16 protein-coding genes are annotated in these 16,790 nt (G+C 66.2%); 6 read left to right on the forward strand and 10 right to left on the reverse strand.

What is annotated here, in order from left to right:
* The first annotated feature begins 9 nt into the window (after positions 1 to 9).
* The gene (locus FRZ32_RS06765) at positions 10 to 1,245 is read left to right on the forward strand and encodes a tetratricopeptide repeat protein (RefSeq protein WP_147042794.1); all 1,236 of its coding nucleotides are present in this window, start codon (positions 10 to 12) and stop codon (positions 1,243 to 1,245) included.
* Between the two features lie 20 nt (positions 1,246 to 1,265).
* On the opposite strand, the gene FRZ32_RS06770 is transcribed toward FRZ32_RS06765, so the two are convergent.
* The 3 genes from FRZ32_RS06770 to FRZ32_RS06780 form a co-directional block, all read right to left on the reverse strand.
* Positions 1,266 to 2,552 carry an MATE family efflux transporter gene (locus FRZ32_RS06770; protein ID WP_147042795.1) on the reverse strand — a complete coding sequence of 429 codons (1,287 nt, stop codon included), beginning with the start codon at positions 2,550 to 2,552 and terminating at the stop codon, positions 1,266 to 1,268.
* A gap of 261 nt (positions 2,553 to 2,813) precedes the next feature.
* Complete coding sequence (locus FRZ32_RS06775; protein WP_147042796.1) at positions 2,814 to 3,878, reverse strand: hypothetical protein; 1,065 nt, start codon at positions 3,876 to 3,878, stop codon at positions 2,814 to 2,816.
* Positions 3,879 to 3,936: 58 nt separating this feature from the next.
* Complete coding sequence (locus FRZ32_RS06780) at positions 3,937 to 5,319, reverse strand: O-antigen ligase family protein (RefSeq protein WP_147042797.1); 1,383 nt, start codon at positions 5,317 to 5,319, stop codon at positions 3,937 to 3,939.
* Positions 5,320 to 5,538: 219 nt separating this feature from the next.
* Between FRZ32_RS06780 and FRZ32_RS06785 the strand changes: the two genes are divergently transcribed.
* Positions 5,539 to 6,621, forward strand: coding sequence for a glycosyltransferase family 4 protein (locus tag FRZ32_RS06785; RefSeq protein ID WP_147042798.1), 1,083 nt, complete (start codon positions 5,539 to 5,541; stop codon positions 6,619 to 6,621).
* 11 nt (positions 6,622 to 6,632) lie between these two features.
* Here FRZ32_RS06785 and FRZ32_RS06790 read toward each other — a convergent pair whose 3' ends face one another.
* The 3 genes from FRZ32_RS06790 to FRZ32_RS06800 all read right to left on the reverse strand — a co-directional run bounded on the left by FRZ32_RS06790 (position 6,633) and on the right by FRZ32_RS06800 (position 8,506).
* Complete coding sequence (locus FRZ32_RS06790) at positions 6,633 to 7,514, reverse strand: heparin lyase I family protein (RefSeq protein ID WP_147042799.1); 882 nt, start codon at positions 7,512 to 7,514, stop codon at positions 6,633 to 6,635.
* A gap of 90 nt (positions 7,515 to 7,604) precedes the next feature.
* Complete coding sequence (locus FRZ32_RS06795; protein WP_147042800.1) at positions 7,605 to 8,078, reverse strand: glycosyltransferase; 474 nt, start codon at positions 8,076 to 8,078, stop codon at positions 7,605 to 7,607.
* Complete coding sequence (locus FRZ32_RS06800; protein WP_147042801.1) at positions 8,075 to 8,506, reverse strand: glycosyltransferase family protein; 432 nt, start codon at positions 8,504 to 8,506, stop codon at positions 8,075 to 8,077. Before FRZ32_RS06800 ends, FRZ32_RS06795 begins: the two co-directional genes overlap by 4 nt.
* Before the next feature lie 290 nt (positions 8,507 to 8,796).
* Here FRZ32_RS06800 and FRZ32_RS06805 point away from each other — a divergent pair, with 290 nt between their 5' ends.
* Positions 8,797 to 10,209: an exopolysaccharide biosynthesis polyprenyl glycosylphosphotransferase gene (locus FRZ32_RS06805; RefSeq protein ID WP_205008245.1), complete on the forward strand. Its 1,413-nt coding sequence runs from the start codon at positions 8,797 to 8,799 to the stop codon at positions 10,207 to 10,209.
* A gap of 53 nt (positions 10,210 to 10,262) precedes the next feature.
* The gene (locus FRZ32_RS06810) at positions 10,263 to 10,928 is read left to right on the forward strand and encodes a class I SAM-dependent methyltransferase (protein ID WP_205008246.1); all 666 of its coding nucleotides are present in this window, start codon (positions 10,263 to 10,265) and stop codon (positions 10,926 to 10,928) included.
* Here FRZ32_RS06810 and FRZ32_RS06815 read toward each other — a convergent pair.
* From FRZ32_RS06815 to FRZ32_RS15225, 3 genes are all read right to left on the reverse strand, one after another.
* Positions 10,900 to 11,904 carry an SDR family NAD(P)-dependent oxidoreductase gene (locus FRZ32_RS06815; RefSeq protein WP_147042803.1) on the reverse strand — a complete coding sequence of 335 codons (1,005 nt, stop codon included), beginning with the start codon at positions 11,902 to 11,904 and terminating at the stop codon, positions 10,900 to 10,902. The two genes, FRZ32_RS06810 and FRZ32_RS06815, sit on opposite strands and share 29 nt — an antisense overlap.
* Before the next feature lie 10 nt (positions 11,905 to 11,914).
* The gene (locus tag FRZ32_RS06820) at positions 11,915 to 13,192 is read right to left on the reverse strand and encodes a nucleotide sugar dehydrogenase (protein WP_147042804.1); all 1,278 of its coding nucleotides are present in this window, start codon (positions 13,190 to 13,192) and stop codon (positions 11,915 to 11,917) included.
* A gap of 121 nt (positions 13,193 to 13,313) precedes the next feature.
* Positions 13,314 to 13,712, reverse strand: a complete 399-nt coding sequence (locus FRZ32_RS15225; protein ID WP_158635852.1) for a hypothetical protein — start codon at positions 13,710 to 13,712, stop codon at positions 13,314 to 13,316.
* A gap of 87 nt (positions 13,713 to 13,799) precedes the next feature.
* On the opposite strand from FRZ32_RS15225, the gene FRZ32_RS15230 reads away from it, so the two are divergent.
* Together FRZ32_RS15230 and galE are read left to right on the forward strand one after the other, a co-directional pair.
* The gene (locus tag FRZ32_RS15230) at positions 13,800 to 14,795 is read left to right on the forward strand and encodes a M48 family metallopeptidase (protein ID WP_158635853.1); all 996 of its coding nucleotides are present in this window, start codon (positions 13,800 to 13,802) and stop codon (positions 14,793 to 14,795) included.
* A 72-nt stretch (positions 14,796 to 14,867) separates the two neighbouring features.
* Entirely contained in the window at positions 14,868 to 15,869 is a 1,002-nt protein-coding gene (gene galE / locus FRZ32_RS06830; RefSeq protein WP_147042806.1) for a UDP-glucose 4-epimerase GalE, read from the forward strand.
* Here galE and FRZ32_RS06835 read toward each other — a convergent pair.
* Positions 15,866 to 16,642: a metallophosphoesterase family protein gene (locus tag FRZ32_RS06835; RefSeq protein ID WP_147042807.1), complete on the reverse strand. Its 777-nt coding sequence runs from the start codon at positions 16,640 to 16,642 to the stop codon at positions 15,866 to 15,868. The two genes, galE and FRZ32_RS06835, sit on opposite strands and share 4 nt — an antisense overlap.
* Between the last annotated feature and the right edge of the window lie 148 nt (positions 16,643 to 16,790).

Consider the following 16,790-nt stretch of genomic DNA (forward strand, 5'->3'; position numbering starts at 1 on the left):
GAGGTGATCGTGAGTGCCATTGCGCGGATTCCGATGGCCCAATGGATGCGCGGCGCCGCGATCGTAATCGGCGCCGCGATCCTCGGGTGGATCGCGCAGGCATCGACCATCTCGACCGTTTTGGGCTCTCGGCGCCTCGAAACCACCCTGTCCTGGTGGCCGGCGGGCAGCGCCGGGCTCGCGGCGGCCGCGGCAAACCAGTTGTCGGTCGTCCCGCAGAGCCCGGCCAGCCTGGGCGACGCGCAGACGCTCGCAATCCGCGCGCTGGAGCGCGATCCGACCAATGTCATCGCCGCGCGGACGCTCGGCCTGGTCTACGCGCAGCGGGGCGATCACGCCGCGTCGGACCGGCTCCTCCATTATGCCGAGACGCTGTCGCGGCGCGACCTCGCGACGCAGCTGTGGTTCATCGAGGACAGGGTCCAGCGCAACGACATCAACGGCGCCCTCACCCATTATGATCGCGCGCTGCGCACCTCGCCACGCGCTCGCGACGTCCTGCTCCCGATCCTGGTCCAGGCCGCGGCCGATCCGGCGATCTCGCCACCGCTGACGCGGCTGATCGCCCAGCGGCCGCCCTGGTGGAGCTATTTTCTCGATCGGCTCATCGCCGATGGCGATTCACCTGCCGCGCTGACCCGCACCGTCCTCGCGCTCCGGCTCGACCCGGCCGATCCGGCTGAGCGCGACGATCTGGGACGCGCGCTTCGCCGGATGGTTGATATCGGCGCCTTCGATGCGGCGCGCGCGCTCGATGCCCGGCTGGGCCGGCGACGGCCGGCGGCGGGTGAGTTCATCCGCAACGGCGGCTTCGAGGAGAATGATGGCTTCGGTCCATTCGACTGGCGGCTGACCAACCAGCCCGACCTTGCCGGGGTCCGCCGCGGGCAGGCGGGCCGCGTCGCGCTCTTGCTGATTTCGTCCAACGGCCGGTCGGGCAACGTCGCAGGTCAGCTCACGATGATGCCGCCGGGCCGATACCAGATCGGAATGCGGGCCGGCGCCATTGCCGGCGAAGCGATCGCGCGACCCAACGTCCGGATCGTGTGCGCCAATGATGCGCGAGAGGTGCTGCTCGACGGGCGATTGGCGCCCGCCCCCGCCGGGGGCCAGGCGGTCGCCTTCGGTTTCGAAGTGCCCGCCGCGCGGTGCCCCGCGCAATGGGTCTATCTGCAGGCTGGCGCCGGGCTCGACACGCAGCCGGAAACGCCGTGGCTGGACGATATCTCGATCCGCGCGCGTTAGCTGAAGCGGCGGGCGCCGCCTCACTCCTCAGCCGCGAGCACCGCCGGCGCGCCCGCCCCGTCGCCGCGGGGGCGTTCGGCCAGCGCCCGCCGTTGAACGCGCCGCGCCAGCAGCCACCACAAGGTCGTGGCGACGGCGACGCAGCCGGCCTGGGTCCACATTACCGCCGCGATCGATCCTGAAAGCGCCGCGATCGCCACCGCGGCCAGCGTCGCCGGGACGACGAGGATTCGGATCGCCAGCGCCGATCCGGCCCCTCCCATCGCCCGAAGCGCGCCGAGCGCCGCGAAATTCGGGGCCTGGACCGACACGATGACCGCCATGATCGGCAGGACCGGCGCGCCCAGTGCCCAGGAGCGGCCGATCAGCGGCCGGCCGATCGAATCGGGCATGGCGGCGATGGTCAGGGTGAGGATCAGAAAGCCGACGCCGGTGGCGGCGGCGATCGCAGCGGCGCGCGTGATCAAATGCGACGGTCGATCGCGCCAGATGCGGACGAGATAGGGAACGGTTGATGTCATGATGCCGGCCGCGAGCACATTCACCGGCCCCATCACGATCTGGGCGGCGCGATAGGCGGCATTGCCCTGGAGGCCGATCAGCAGGGCGATGATGTAGATGACTCCCTGCTGGGATCCGGACACGAGCCCGCGGTCGACGACAAGGTTGAGCATCAGGCCGCGTTTGGCGCGCAGCCAGCCTCGCATCCGCGCCGTCGATGGGCGCTCAAGCCGGGCGAAAGGCAGCGTCCCGATCGCCGAGGCGACGCCCGAGGCCACCCAGAGCGCGGAGACCTCGCCAATGTCGAGCGTGCGCCATAGCGCCGGCGCGAAAAAGGCGAGCATGAGGCCGAGCCACAGCAGGTCGCTGATCAGGGCGAGCCGCACCCGGCGTGTCGCGAAGCCGACATAGCGGATCGCGTCCTGGAGCGTGAGCCCCGCCAGCCCGATCGCGAGCGGCAGCAGTCCGCGGCCGGTGGGTCCGCCCACCGCGAGCGCAGCGGCGGCGATGGCGACGCCGCCGGCCAGCCCGCCGGCGAGCGCGATGACCAGGTTTGTCGTCGACTCGCGCTTCGCGTGGTCCTCGCCGCTGAGCAGCAGCACCTCGCCGGTTGCCGCGCGCACCAGGAAGATGACCAGCATGTAGGTGGCAAAGACGATGCCGAACGCGCCGAATTCGGCCGGCGGCAGGGCGTGGGCCGCGATCAGCGAGGCCGCCAGATTGGTGACGCTCGAAATCGCCTGATCCAGGCTGACCAGCCCGACCCGGTGCGCGGCGCGAACGAATGTCCTGAAGGGATTGCTCAAGTGAAGTTTCGGCCCGCCTTGCCTGCGTCCGCGAGCCCAGTCAGGGCGCGGACATCCGGCCACTTAGGCGCGTGCCAACATTTCTCGCAAGAGCATGTCGGCGCGGCGGCTTTGCGAGGCCGGCCTGAAAAGTGTCCGTCGCGCCCGCGATACGGGTCCCGGATAGGCCCCTGGGGGTTCTGTCCGATTGCGCGCGGCGGGTCGGACTTCTGGAGAAAAATCTTACTGTCAATATCTACGCAGTTGTCGCCGGCGCCGACGCTACCGAGCCGGATTGAGATACTGTGTGAGCGCCGCCAACAAGTCCGCCGGCTTTGCCTGCAACGGAATGTCGAGCAGGGATACGCGGGCGTTCATTTTCGCGAGACCGGACGCGATCGTCTCCGCTGCGAGAGCGGTGGCCCGGGTCTGGTCCAGCCCGATCCCGAATCCCTCCTCCGCAGTTCCCGCAGCTGCCGACGCGGCCAGAATGGCGCCGAACAGCTGAAGCTCATATTCGAGGATGTGCGCGCTCATCTCGGCAGCCGAGGCGATCGGCATCGCGCGAAAGACGCATTGCGACACGTTGCTGCGGCGCAGCATGATCGCGCGCGTGACCGGCGCCGAGACGGCGCCGCGATCCTTCCCGAAAAGATCTTCGGGATGAACGCGCCGGCGGACCGATTTCGGACCGAGAAGGCGTCGCCGCGCAACCCATTGGGCCCTGTCCATGATCGATCTGCCTCGCATGAGCCCACGCGACAATTCGTCCTCACCCGCGAGGCTGTACGGATAGATCTGCATCTTGAGCGGGCTTCTGAACAATTGTCCTTCGCGATCGATGATACCGAGATCGTCGGACAGGAATTGCCAGCTTCCTTCGTTGAGCAGCTGGATCAGGCTGGACGTCTTGCCGATCCCGCCCCAGGCCATCAGCAATAGTGCGCCGTCGCGGTTGGCGCAGGAGCTGGCGTGAACCAGAGTCTGTCCTCGCTGAAGCTGGTGAAGCTGGAGGGCCTGGTTGAATACGACATAATAGAAGCGCTTCGAGATGCGGCGCCAGACGTCGTTATATGAATGGTCGATCGGGCGGATCAGCTGTCGAACGACCGTCGATCCAAGATATCTGATCTTCGCCTCGACGGTCACGCGCGTCCGCGACGCCGTGCAGTCGATCAGGTGCGGAAGATATTTGTCGCGGACGAATATCCACCCTTTTCCGACGCGGAACGGCCCAAGGTCGACATAAGCCCCGTCAGGCAACTCCACCGGGCCGAAATTGAAGACGAGATCGGCCGGCCGCTCCGCCGATGCGACGGGCTGGCGTTCGAGTTCCTCGACAGCCACGTCGAAAAGAGGGCCTGAGCCCGAAAGCTCGACCGTGAGGCGCCCGATTTGAATGCGCCTAGCGTCCATGGTTTTTCCTTGCATAGTTTATCGGCGCGTTCGGCACGCGCCCCGCCGACCATCGGGCCTGGGCCCTGGCCCGCCTGATCCTGCGAAGATTGAAGCGCACCGCTACGCGAACCATGGCGAGCGCGGAAAACACGTAGAACAGGACGCCGGTGAATTCCTCGCTCAAGGCCGGCGATGCAATCGAGATCACCAGCACGCCCGCCAGACCCGAGAGGAGCACGAAGTCCTCCGGCTTGCGGTCGGCGATGAGGAGCCGCGCCGCGCCGCTGAGCGGCAGATAGACCATTGCCAGGAAGAAGAGCAGGCCGAAAAACCCGTCTTCAGCGAGAATCTTCGGCCAGAAAACGTCGACGAGGAAACGGTCGTTCTTGTAGGATGCGCCCCATCGTCCGAACACGTCATTGGTGAAATAGAGGCTGCTGTAGCCGTCGATCCGCGATCCCTCGCTGGCGAAGGTGCTCGTCCCGCTGCCGAAGGGTGCGAGTTCTTTGCCGATGTCCCATGCGCCTCGATAGAGTGCGCGGCGGACCGAATCCGACCCTTCGTCGCCGGCATAAAAGGTCACACGGTCGGTAATTTGATCACCGACCGGTGAGGCGATGATGACGCCCGCCGCGCAAAGCGTCAGCAGAACCGCGATTGTCTTGGTGAACGCGTCGTTGCGCACATAGACCAGAACGAACATCGCGGTGGCGAGCACTCCGACGATGATCTCCTTCACCGAGATGTGGACGAGCAGGATTGCGAGCAGATAGCCGGCGAGCGCGACGCGCGTGGGCGAGAAGCGTCGGGCAAGCAGTCCCAACGCTGCAATGAACCCCATGAGTGTCACCTGCGCGCTGGCCACCGGATGATGGAAGAAGCCGTTGGGCCGGAAGAAGGGGCCTCGTATGCGCAGGTCGGTCCCGTCGATGCTGACGCCGTTTCCGAACGCGTCCCGCAGGACCTGCAGCGAATTGATTAACGCGATCGCGATCAGGCCCAGCATGATCCATTCCAGCGTCCACCTGGATCGCTGATACGCGTTCGGTCCCGCGGCGAGCGCGTAGGCCCCTAGGAAGAGCGCAAGAAATTTCCCGTCGAGCAACAGACCGATATAGAAAACCTTGTTGCCGCGCTCGAATGAGTAATCGTGGAGCAGGCTGGAGGCGAGCACGCAGCCGATAAAAAGCGCCATCGCGATCAGATAGGCGAAGCCGTTGAGCGTTCGTCCCGCACGCATGACACCGAGTGGCGCGCAGAGCCCCAGCACCGCAACCAACCCTTCGTCCAGGAATGAAGAATTATACTCGCTCTGGAACAACTGGTAGATCAGGCGCGCGGCCAGGAAGGCGGCGACCAGTCCGCCGAGCCAGGTGATGCGCGTGGACATTCCGCCGACGGGGCGCTGCGCGCGCGCAACTGAAAGCGGAAGGGTGTGAGCGCGAGGCAAAGGCATTCCAGTCGACACGACGCCGATCAATCATTTCGGCAGATCGCCGTAGCAAGGCGCCGGGATGCCAACAAGGCGCGCCTGGCTCGGTTGCTCGCGGGGCAGTAGCCGTTTATCGCCCAGCGGACGCTCGGAACGGCAGGGAAGCGAAAGTCAGGCGTGCCCAAGTCCAAATCAGTCGCGATCGTTCTTGCGAACGGAATTGCCGGAAAAGGCGGGATCGAACGTTCGACGCTATATCTGTGTCGGCAGGTCGCGAAAGACGCGGCGGATATCTCGTTGATCGTGCAGACTTCGCGCTGGGCTGTGCTCGGCCCGGTCAAGCATGTTACCGTGCTTGCGGGCTTCGCTCAATTTTTGGGCCGACTGGCTCTGCATCGCGTCGCTGTGGCCCATATCAACGTGGCGCCCCGCGCCTCGACCTTCCGTAAGATCGTCTTCTCGACTGCGGCGAGATGGGCCGGAGCGAAGGTGATATTGCACCTGCATGGAGGCGGCTTCGAGCCCTTTTACGATCGCCTGCCTCGGTTTGCGGCGCGCGCGACTCGTTCGATGTTCCGGAAGGCCCATACGGTCATCATCCTGGGTGAGCACTCGCGTGCATTCGTGACCGCCAGGCTGGGAGTGGAATCGCAGCGCATTGTCGTGGTCGAAAATGGGGTTCCCGAACCGGCGAGGCGCGCCGACCCGACCCACGAAGTGCCGTTGATCGTAATGCTTGGCCGTCTGGGCCCGCTTAAGGGCGTGGACATCCTCCTCGACGCGCTGGCTCTGCTCAAGGCTCGTGGATCTCGCTTTCGTGCGCTTATTGGGGGAAATGGCGATCTCGACACCTATCGACGGGCGGCAAATGAGGCCGGGATCGGCGACTTAGTCGAATTTCCCGGCTGGCTAGGCGAGGGAGATGTTGCCGAGTTGCTTGCCCGTGCCGACGTCTTTGTCCTGCCGTCGCTTGTAGAAAACCAGCCGATTTCGATTCTGGAAGCCATGGCGTGCGGACTACCGGTCGTTGCCAGCGAAGTCGGCTCCATCCCCAGTCAGGTCGTCGACGGGGAAACAGGGTTCCTTGTTCCGCCCGGCGAGGTTGAACCACTCGGCGCGGCACTGGAGAAACTTTGCCGTGCGCCGGACCTGCGAAGGGACATGGGTGCGCGGGGGTTTGATCGTTGGAGGGATCACTTCTCGCTTGAGACGGCATCCGCCAAGATTATCGCTGTCTATCGACGCGCTACCGCCGGGTGAGGCCGACGAAATCAATCGACGGCGGGAATTCGAGGCAGCGGCAACGGGTCATGGATACGGGAAGAGAGATTGGTACCTTCTTCCATATTCGCGAACCATAGAAGAGCTGTGGACCGGACTGGCTCCCGGTCCGGGCGAAGTGCCCAGCGATAAAATCCGAACTTCATGAAACCCATGCTCGCGCGGCGGTTTCCGCTCGGCAGAAAATCGCCGAGCGGACCCCCGGACCAGTCGATGACACGACGGCCATCGATCCAGACTCGCAAGAGGCCATCTGTGACACCGGTGCGCGCCTGCACCACGAATCGGTGCCAGGTCTGGGTCGGAAGGTCGAGAGTCACGCCCGTCAACGGGCGATCATGGCCTTGTGTATCGGTTCCGCGATGGGCGATTGTTACCTGACCGACCCGGCCGGTCGGCAAGGAAAAGCGGAGCCATGGGCCGATCCGGCTGGACGCGGCATCGCTGTGCCACTGCATGATTATGTTAAACACCGAATCGGGGACGAAATCGCCGATCCAGAAGGCGCCCGAATACCACCTTTCGCTGCCGTTGCGCCCACTGTGGTCAGAACGGACTTCCACCCGTTCGCGGGTGGCGCTTTCGTTGGATCGGCGTTCGCCGGGCCGCAGTTCTATTCTTATCAGCGGGTTGTTTATATCGCGCTGGGGAAAGATCCGGATATTGTGGGCCTGCTGCGGCGTTTCGGCGCCGTAAGCAATGCCGCTCCTCAGGGTGAGGCGCCCCCGATTGGCAAAAGGCGTCCGGCCGTCGCCCTGGTGGCTGATCGTGCGCGGCGGCGCGGCGGTCGCTCCGGAAAAGGCGAGGCTCGCCAGGCCACCGAGGATAAGGCGCCGGTCGATCCGGCTCGTCGTTGAAAATCCCCGGGCCATTCGCCGCCTCCGATATCGCCGTCCCTGCGCCGTCAGCGCGAGGCGGACCCACAACGCTGCTGCGCGCCGCTGGTTTCCCCCGCACTGCGCTCAGATCTCCGCCGCGAAGGCGCGCAGCCTGGCGACGAGGGCGCGCCGCGCATCGCTTTCCTCCATCGATGCCGGGGCGAGCGGGCCGGCGGTCAGCAGGTCTTCAAATCCCGCATCGTCCCACGCAACGTAAATCCCCTTCACCTCCGCCAGAGCATGGGCCGTGGCCATCTGATGGTCATTGCGGTGCTCGCCAAGCGCGAAGCGGCGCGGATAGACGATCAGCGGCTTGCCCAGCCTCTTGGCGGTCAGCACCGTGCCGATCCCGGCGTGGCCGACAAGCAGATCGGCCGTGCGCGCGCGCGTCGTGAACTCGTCCGGCGCGAGAAAGGGCGCGTGATCGAGATGGCGCGCGCCGCACGCCCGGTCGGCGGTTTGCGCGAACACCGCGAACGAATGGCGGCCCGCGATCCGATCGAGTGCCTCGATCATCCGGGGAAAGGGCAATTGGGTGCCGACGGTTGCAAGGATCATAGGACCGATCCAGCATAGTCGGCGCCGGTGTCGCGTGCCACCTGCGGCCACTGGCTCAACCACAGATCGGCATGGGTTCGTGCCTTCATTCCGGCGAGCGACATCTCCTCGGCATTGGCGATGCTGTCGATCCACACCGTCCTCGCGCCAAGCCGGCGCCCCACGGCGATGGCGATCAGGCCAGGGAGCGCCCCGGTGGTCACGATCATTCGCGGGCGAAGCCGCACGAGAAGTAGCGCGATGTGAAAGGTTGCAAGGAGGGTCGCAATCGGGGCGTTCCGGTTACAATCCGGAATGAGATGTGCGGGCGTCGCTCCCGACTGCAGCGCGAGCCCGCGAAGGGTGGTCGCATAGTGAACGTCGCGCCCGTCGAAGGCCTCCCGTAGAAGCATCAGCTGCTGCCAATGGCCGCCTGCCGACGCCACCATCAGAACATCGATCCGCCCGAAAGTGGTGCTAATAGGACTAGTCACCTCAGAATCCAGCCCAGTAAAAATACGGTTTTGTCGGTTCGCACGTTTTTCCTATGAACAATTGTGCCTCACGATCATTGTCGCGCCGGGCGCTTTCGAGCCGTGTCGAGCCAATTCAGCGAGGAAATGCAGTCGCGCTCTGGCATCCTTCCTTTGCCTATACTAGGCCTCAACGTGATGTGCGAACCGGCAGACCGGGAGTAGAGGTGACGCGAGTGCGACAGCAGGCGTATCTGTTCTCACCCATGTCCGATGCGGCCGACGCCTATGTGCCCGCCGCGCACGGCGGGCTGGCCGCAGATCCGAGCAGTCCCGATCTCAAGCGTCTCCGCGCCCGCCGGGCCTGGCGCGCCTGTCTTCGGGTCGGCGCCGCCCTTGCCGATATCGCGGCTATCTCGCTCGCCTTTTCGCTCGCCTCGTTGATCCGGTTCGGCACCCTGCACGATCAGGCGCTGATGATTCTCGGCGTCGTCCTCCCGGCCTTCGTCGTCATCTCCGCAGGGCAGAAGACCTATAATATCTCCTCTGTGGTCGAGCCGCGCACAGGCGGGGGCGGCGCGATCGTCGCCTTCCTGATCACGCTGAGCGTGGTGGCCCTGGCCGTCTTCTTCCTCAAGGTTGGCGCGGAATTTTCACGGGCCACCTTCGGCCTCGGATCCGCAATCGCGCTGGTGCTCGTTCCGGCCGCCCGCTACGGGATCGGCGCGCTGGCACGCCGCACGCTCGGCGGCGCGCCGCTCAACCGCGTCATCATCCAGGACGGCGCCCGCCTGCCGGCGAGCCAGGACGTCGTCGTCCTCGATGCGAAGCGCGAGAATCTCGAGCCTCGCCTGGACGATCCGACCCTGCTCGACCGGCTTGGCCGGGCGCTTGAGGCGGCGGATGAGGTGCTGGTGGCGTGCCCGCCGGAGCGGCGGATGCACTGGGCCACGGTGCTCAAGGGCGCCGACGTTCGCGCGGAGGTGCTCGCGCCGGAGCTCGACGCGCTCGGTTCGCTCGGGATCGGGAATTATGAAGGACGCAGCACGCTGGTCGTGGCGGCCGCGCCGCTCGGCATCGTCGACCGCTTCCTCAAGCGCGCGCTCGATCTCGCGCTGACCATCCTCGTCCTGCCCTTTGTTCTTCCGCTCATGGCGCTGGTCGCAATCGCCATCCGCATCGATTCGCGCGGCCCGATCCTGTTCGCGCAGGAACGCGTCGGCCTCGGCAACCGCTGGTTCCGGATGTACAAGTTCCGCAGCATGTATGTGGACCGGCTCGATCTCGACGGCCGGCGTTCCACGGGCCGCGACGATGAGCGAATCACCCGGGTCGGACGCTTCATCCGCGCCACCAGCCTCGATGAGCTCCCGCAGCTGTTCAATGTCTTGTCCGGGGCGATGAGCATCGTCGGGCCGAGGCCGCACGCGCTGGGCTCGCGCGCCGGTGACCGCCTCTTCTGGGACATCGACCCGACCTACTGGCAGCGTCACGCGGTGAAGCCGGGGCTGACCGGCCTCGCCCAGGTGCGCGGCTATCGCGGGGCGACCGAGAAGCGCGAGGATCTGACCAACCGGCTCGACGCGGATCTGGAATATCTCGCCGGCTGGACGCTTTGGCGCGACATCAAGATCATCGCGGCGACCTTCCGCGTCCTCATCCACCGTAATGCTTTCTAGGCCTCGGCAATGAGTTCCGGTTCTCGCGCGCCTCACGCGAGGCCAGCCGAAGCATGAAGCAGCACGATCTCGCCAACCGCTTCAGGCAGAAGCGGATGCAGCGATTCCTTGCCCATATCGCGCCGCTCCGTGCGCGACCGCTCCGCATTGTCGATATCGGCGGCACGCTCGGCTTCTGGCGTGCCCTGCCGGGCCTTTACGGGGACGACATCGTGACAATCACCGTTGTCAATCTCGGGGCCGATGAGCGGCAGGAGGCCAATGTCCGTGTCGTCGAAGGCAATGCCTGCGCGCTTCCATTCGACGACAATTCGTTCGATGTCGTGCACTCCAACAGCGTCATCGAGCATGTCGGCCACTGGCGCGAGATGGAGATGATGGCGCGCGAGGTGCGGCGGCTCGCGCCGAACTATTTCGTCCAGACGCCGAACATCTGGTTCCCGATCGAACCGCATTTCAAGCTGCCGTTCGTGCACTGGCTGCCCGAACAGACCCGCGCCGCGCTCGTCCAGGCGGCCGGGCGGTCCAAGAAGTTCGCCGATGCCGGCGAGGCGACTCAATATGTGCAGCGAATCTCGCTGCTCAGCGCTGCGCAGGTCCGCTGTCTGTTTCCAGATGCCCGGATCTGGCGCGAGCGCGTGCTGGGCGTGACCAAGTCGCTGGTGGCAGAGCGGTTCGAAGGCCCCGGCCTCAGTCGCGCGCCGAACGATAACCCCTGAACCACTCCACGAAGCGCGCAATGCCTTCATCCAGTGTGGTTCGTGGTTCGAAGCCCAGGTCGCGGCGGCTGGCGGCGATGTCCGCATAGGTCTGGGCGACGTCGCCCGGCTGCATCGGCATCGGCTGGCGGATCGCTGGCCGGCCGCAGCCCAGCTCGATCAGCGCGATCAGGCGGGTCAGGTCCTCGGGCCGGCTGTTGCCGAGATTGTAGAGCGCGTGGGGCGCAACGCTTCCGCCCGGCTTGGTCGAACCGTCGTCCGCCGGCGGCCTGTCGAGACTGGCGACGACGCCATCGACGACATCGTCGATATAGGTGAAGTCCCGCTTCATCCGGCCTTCGTCGAACACCTGGATCGGCTCGCCTGCGAGGATGTTCCTGGTGAATCCCCACACCGCCATGTCGGGTCGTCCCCAGGGGCCGTAGACGGTGAAGAAGCGCAGGCCAGTCGCCGGGATCCGGTAGAGATGGGCGTAGGTCTCGCTCATCAGCTCGTCCGCTTTCTTGGTCGCGGCGTAGAGCGAGACCGGATGATCGACGCGGTCCTCCACGCGGAAGGGGAGGCGTTCATTGCCGCCATAGACCGAGGAGGAGGAGGCGTAGACGAAGTGGCGCGCTTGCCGGTGCCGCGCCAGTTCGAGCATGTTGACATGGCCGACCAGGTTCGAGGCGGCATAAGCGGCCGGATTTTCGAGCGAGTAGCGGACGCCCGCCTGGGCGCCGAGATGGACGATGCGGTCGAAATCGGCGCCGCCGATCGCCGCGTCGAGCGCAGCGGCGTCGGCGAAATCGACGCGGCGGAATGCGAATCGGCCGGAATTCACCTTCTCCAGCTCGGCAAGCCGCGCCTGCTTCAGCGTCGGATCGTAATAATCATTGAGATTGTCGATGCCGATCACGGCCTCGCCGCGTTCCATGAGCCGGCGGGACACGTGGTAGCCGATGAAGCCGGCGGCGCCGGTGACGAGAATGGTCACGCCGCGGCCCTCACGGGATCCAGCGATCGAGGTCGGCGCGCAGATCGATGTCGCGCCAGATGCCGCCGAGATCGGCGACCAGCGCATTCTCCGCCGCCAGCGCCTCGATTGCGGCGCCGGTCATGATCCGGTAGCTGCGGTGCGGCACCGCGGCCAGAATCAGGTCGAAGGAGCCGGACGGCATCTCGGCGCTGACCTCCAGCCCGTGTTCGTGCCGGGCATGGTCCGGATCGGCGAGCGGGTCATGGATGGTGACGTCGTGACCGAGCCAGGCCAGCCGCCGCACGACATCGACCACCTTGGAATTGCGAAGGTCCGGCACGTCGGCCTTGAAGGTGAGCCCGAGCACGAGCGCCTTGCCGGTCCGGCTCGCGCGCCGTGTGTGGAGCGTATCGGCAAGCCACGTGCCCATGCCGTCATTGATCGATCGGCCCGCCAGCACGACGCGCGGCAGGTGGCCGACGCTCTGCGCGCAATGGCTGAGATAATAAGGATCGACGCCGATGCAGTGGCCGCCGACCAGCCCTGGCCGGAAGGGAAGGAAGTTCCATTTCGTCCCCGCGGCGTCGAGCACGTCGAGCGCCGACAGGCCGAGCTTGCCGAAAATCTGGGTGATCTCGTTGACGAAGGCGATGTTGATGTCGCGCTGGGCGTTCTCGATCACCTTCGCGGCCTCGGCGGTGCGGATGGAGGCGGCCGTGAAGGTGCCGCCGCTGGTCACCCGCCCGTACATGTCGGCAAGCCGCGCGGCGACGTCGTCATTCTCGCCCGCGATCACCTTGATGATCCGGTCGACCGTATGTTCGCGGTCGCCCGGGTTGATCCGCTCCGGAGAGTAGCCGAGGAAGAAATCGCGGCCACGCACCAGCCCCGAAAGCCGTTCGATCGCCGGGCCGCAAACCTCCTCCGTGACGCCGGGCCAGACCGTGCTTTCAAACACGACGATCGGCCGCCGTTTGGGATCGAGCAACGGGGCGACCGTCTCGGCGGCGCCCAGCAAGGGCGACAGATCGGGCCGGTTGGCGTCGTCCACCGGGGTCGGCGCCGTGATGATGTAGATGTCGGCGGGAGGCAGCTCGGCGGCTTCCGAGGTCAGCCGCAAGGCGGACTGCCGCAGCCGCTCGGCGCCGATCTCGCCCGTGCGGTCGTGGCCTTCGCGCAGCTCGGCGATGCGCTGCGCGTCGATATCGAGCCCGGCGGTGGGAAAATGCTCGGCAAGCGCGACGGCCAGCGGCAGGCCCACATAGCCGAGGCCGATGACGGCAATGGTGGGCGCAGCAGTCGACATTGCGGGGACCGTTACAGAAGCCTTCGGCCAAGATCAAAGGAGGATGAGCCGGCGCTTCCCGGGCGCCGGGCAAAAAAATAGCGGCCCGAGAGCCGCTATTTTTCGTTCATCGCTCAGCCGACTAGGGGCTGGACGGGCGGTCGCCACCATCGGAGGCGAGGGCAATGATGCCGGCGATGGCCGCAAGCACCGCAAGCAGCGGAATGACCCAGCCACCGGCGAGCTCATTCGCGTCGGTCGCGTTCGCGCCAGCGCGGGCGGAATGGGCCGTCGCGACGGACAGTTTGGAGGCGGGGGCCGCGGTCTGCGCGAGCGCCGGCGTGCCGGCCATCGACACCGCGAGCATCGCCGCCAAAGATGCCTTCTTGAAACTCATGTCAAACTCCCTGTTGAGCTGGCGGTTACCGAACTGCCACAGCGTCCCTTTGATGACAAGCCCAATTCCGCGCCGCCCCGTGAAGACCATGCGACTGTTGCCGGATTGCGTACCTGCGGCAATTACGGTCTTCCGGTTGAGCACAGGACTGGGTTCCTGACCTGCAAGTGGTTTATGTTCGCTTGCCGACGCCCAACGGTGATCCGCCGATTCGGTTCCAGAAAGAATCAGTTGTCATATCGATTTCTCGCCGTCCTGATCGCTTCGTTGCTGGCCGCCGCGCCGGTGGCGGCCGAAAGCCCGCTGGCCCAGTCGCTGACGGCGATGCGCGGGTTCGACCAGCGCGTGACGACGATCGGCTTCCGACTCGCCGCCGCGAGCGACGGCTGGTGCGCCGATCCCGCCTGGCTGCCTGGTCTCGAACTTCACGAGATCACCCAATATGGCGCGGACTGGCGCGCGGCGGCGGTCGAGGCGTTCGGCCTCGATGACGATCCCGCGGTGCTCGCGCTGGCCGCAAACGGCCCGGCGGCCGGTGCCGGTCTCCAGCTCGACGATCATGTGACCAGCATCGACGGCGCGCCGCTGCCGGGCGCGGCCGGGGTCGCGCAGGGATCGTTCGATCGCGGCGCGCGAATCCTCGACGCGCTGGATGCGGCCTTCGCGGATGGCCATGCCTCGCTCGCCGTCCGCCGCGGCGATCGCACCCTGGCGATCGAGGTCGCGGCGGTCCGCGGCTGCCCGACCCGTTTCCAGCTGATCCCCGCGGCGCGACTGAACGCGCTGGCGGACGGCCAATATGTGCAGATCACGACCGCGCTCGCCGACTATGTCGCCGACGACGACGAGCTCGCCGCGGTGCTGGCGCATGAATTCGCGCACAATCTCCTGCATCACCGCGCCCGGCTCGATGCCGCGCATATCTCGCGCGGGCTGCTCGGCAATTTCGGCCGCAACGCGCGGCTGATCCGGGAGACGGAGGACGATGCGGACCGGCTCAGCGTCTATCTGATGGCGCGTGCCGGCTACGATCCGCAGGCGGCGGTGCGCTTCTGGACACGATTCGGCCGCCGCGGCCTCAGCTTCCTGTCGGCCCCCACCCATTCGAACTGGCGCCAGCGCATCGCGCTGTTCGAGGCGGAGATCGCGAAGATTCGCGCGGCGGCAATCGCCGGACGGCCGCCCGACCCGGATTTCGTCCATCTGCCGCTGCCATCGGGCGGGTGAGGCCGGCCGCGGCGCGGCGCGGCTTCCGGTCGGGCCGTGAAGCCGCTATGCGCCCGCCAAAGGACCCATTTGATGACGCAAGACAAGTTCCCGGTGCTCGTGACCGGCGGGGCCGGCTATATCGGCAGCCATGCCGTTCTCGCCCTGCTCGATTCGGGCTGGCCGGTCGTCGTGATCGACAATCTCACCACCGGTTTCCGCTGGGCCGTTCCGGCCGAGGCGACCTTCGTTCAGGGCGACATTGCGGATCGCGCGCTCGTCGGCGCCCTGATCGCCGATCACGGCATCGGGGCCATCCTCCATTTCGCCGGTTCGATCGTCGTACCGGAGTCAGTGGCGGACCCGCTCGGCTATTATGAGAACAACACGGTCAAGAGCCGCTCGCTCATCGAAAGCGCGGTTCGCGGCGGCGTGAAGCGGTTCATCTTTTCCTCGACGGCGGCGACCTATGGCATCCCCGAAACCGTACCGGTGAAGGAGGACGCGCCGACCCGGCCTATCAATCCCTATGGCTGGTCGAAGCTGATGACCGAACAGATGCTTCGGGACGCGAGCTTCGCGCACGATCTCGATCATGTCGCGCTTCGCTATTTCAACGTCGCCGGCGCCGATCCGGCGGGCCGGGCCGGCCAGTCCACCGCGGGCGCGACCCATCTCATCAAGGTCGCGGTCGAGGCGGCGACCGGCAAGCGCGACCATGTCGACATTTTCGGGACCGATTACGACACGCCCGACGGCACCGGCGTGCGCGATTACATCCATGTGAGCGACCTCGCCGCCGCCCATGTCGACGCGCTCGACCGGCTCGTCGCCGAGCCCGGCGCAAGCCACGTGATGAACTGCGGCTACGGCCGCGGCTTTTCGGTGATCGAAGTGCTCGATGCGGTCGATCGAGTCACCAACATGACGATCGATCGGCGGGTGTCGCCGCGCCGCGCGGGCGATCCGCCGGCGCTCGTCGCCGACAATGGGCGGATCCTCGCCACCCTGCCCTGGCGACCGCGGCGCGACGATCTCGACACGATCGTGGCCGATGCGCTCGCCTGGGAGCGCAAGCTCGCCGAACGCGGCTAGGCCGACATCGGCCCCGTCGACAGGAACCAGCGTTCGCTGCCTTCGAGGCCGATCGCGGTCAGGCGGCCGCTCGCATAGGCGCCGGTATCGATGCCGATGCGGTTCGGCCGCAGATCGACCTCGTCGGCGATCGAATGGCCGTGCACGACGATCCGCCCGAAATCCTCGCGGTGCTGCAGGAAATCGTCGCGGATCCAGCGCAGGTCCGCGTCGGTCTGTTCCTCCAGCGCAACGCCCGGCCTGATGCCGGCATGGACGAACAGATAGTCGCCCGCCTCGATCCAGCGCTCGAAGCCGGCAAGGAAGTCGACATGGTCCTGCGGCACGGCGCGGTGCAGCCGCGCCAGCAGCGCTTCGAAATCGAGCGCGCGATACTCCTCCTCGCTGAATCCGTAGCTCAGGATCGTCTCGCGCCCGCCGATGCGGATCAGGAACCGCAGCGCCCTGAGGTCGCCCTTCAAGGCCTTCAGGAAGACCTCCTCGTGATTTCCCATGAGGAAGCGGCTCGGCACCGGCCCGTCGCGAAACGCCATGAGCCGTTCGACCACGCCGCGCGAATCGGGGCCGCGATCGATGAGGTCGCCGAGGAAGATGACCAGTGTGTCAGCCGGTCCGCGCGCGGCTGCATCGTCCTCGATCCGCGCGAGCAATTCGTCCAGCAGGTCGCGCCGGCCATGGATGTCGCCCACCGCATAAAAGCGGCGGCCCTGGGGCAGGCTTGCCGGGAGCGGCGAGGGCGCCGAGAAATATCGGAAGAGTTTGCGGACAGGCATCGGATGGGGGGAGGGAAACTCGATCAAGCGGCTGATAGTTCCCGATGGCGCCAACTGCAAATGCTTCCGATTTGAACGCGCCACGACTTGAACCGCCACTGTTCCGTGATTATCCGTAACTCACGGCAACTTGAGATGCCGGGTGAGG

Origin of the sequence: Sphingosinicella ginsenosidimutans, assembly GCF_007995055.1 — a bacterium.
GTDB classification, from domain to species: domain Bacteria; phylum Pseudomonadota; class Alphaproteobacteria; order Sphingomonadales; family Sphingomonadaceae; genus Allosphingosinicella; species Allosphingosinicella ginsenosidimutans.

What these genes read in the sequence shown, in the direction of transcription:
- FRZ32_RS06780 (WP_147042797.1), bottom strand. Translation starts at nt 5,319, where the DNA reads ATGTCCACGCGCATCACCTGGCTCGGCGGACTGGTCGCCGCCTTCCTG.
- FRZ32_RS06790 (WP_147042799.1), bottom strand. Translation starts at nt 7,514, where the DNA reads ATGGCCCGGGGATTTTCAACGACGAGCCGGATCGACCGGCGCCTTATC.
- FRZ32_RS06795 (WP_147042800.1), bottom strand. Translation starts at nt 8,078, where the DNA reads ATGATCCTTGCAACCGTCGGCACCCAATTGCCCTTTCCCCGGATGATC.
- FRZ32_RS06800 (WP_147042801.1), bottom strand. Translation starts at nt 8,506, where the DNA reads ATGGTGGCGTCGGCAGGCGGCCATTGGCAGCAGCTGATGCTTCTACGG.
- FRZ32_RS06805 (WP_205008245.1), top strand. Translation starts at nt 8,797, where the DNA reads ATGTCCGATGCGGCCGACGCCTATGTGCCCGCCGCGCACGGCGGGCTG.
- FRZ32_RS06810 (WP_205008246.1), top strand. Translation starts at nt 10,263, where the DNA reads ATGAAGCAGCACGATCTCGCCAACCGCTTCAGGCAGAAGCGGATGCAG.
- FRZ32_RS06820 (WP_147042804.1), bottom strand. Translation starts at nt 13,192, where the DNA reads ATGTCGACTGCTGCGCCCACCATTGCCGTCATCGGCCTCGGCTATGTG.
- galE (WP_147042806.1), top strand. Translation starts at nt 14,868, where the DNA reads ATGACGCAAGACAAGTTCCCGGTGCTCGTGACCGGCGGGGCCGGCTAT.
- FRZ32_RS06835 (WP_147042807.1), bottom strand. Translation starts at nt 16,642, where the DNA reads ATGCCTGTCCGCAAACTCTTCCGATATTTCTCGGCGCCCTCGCCGCTC.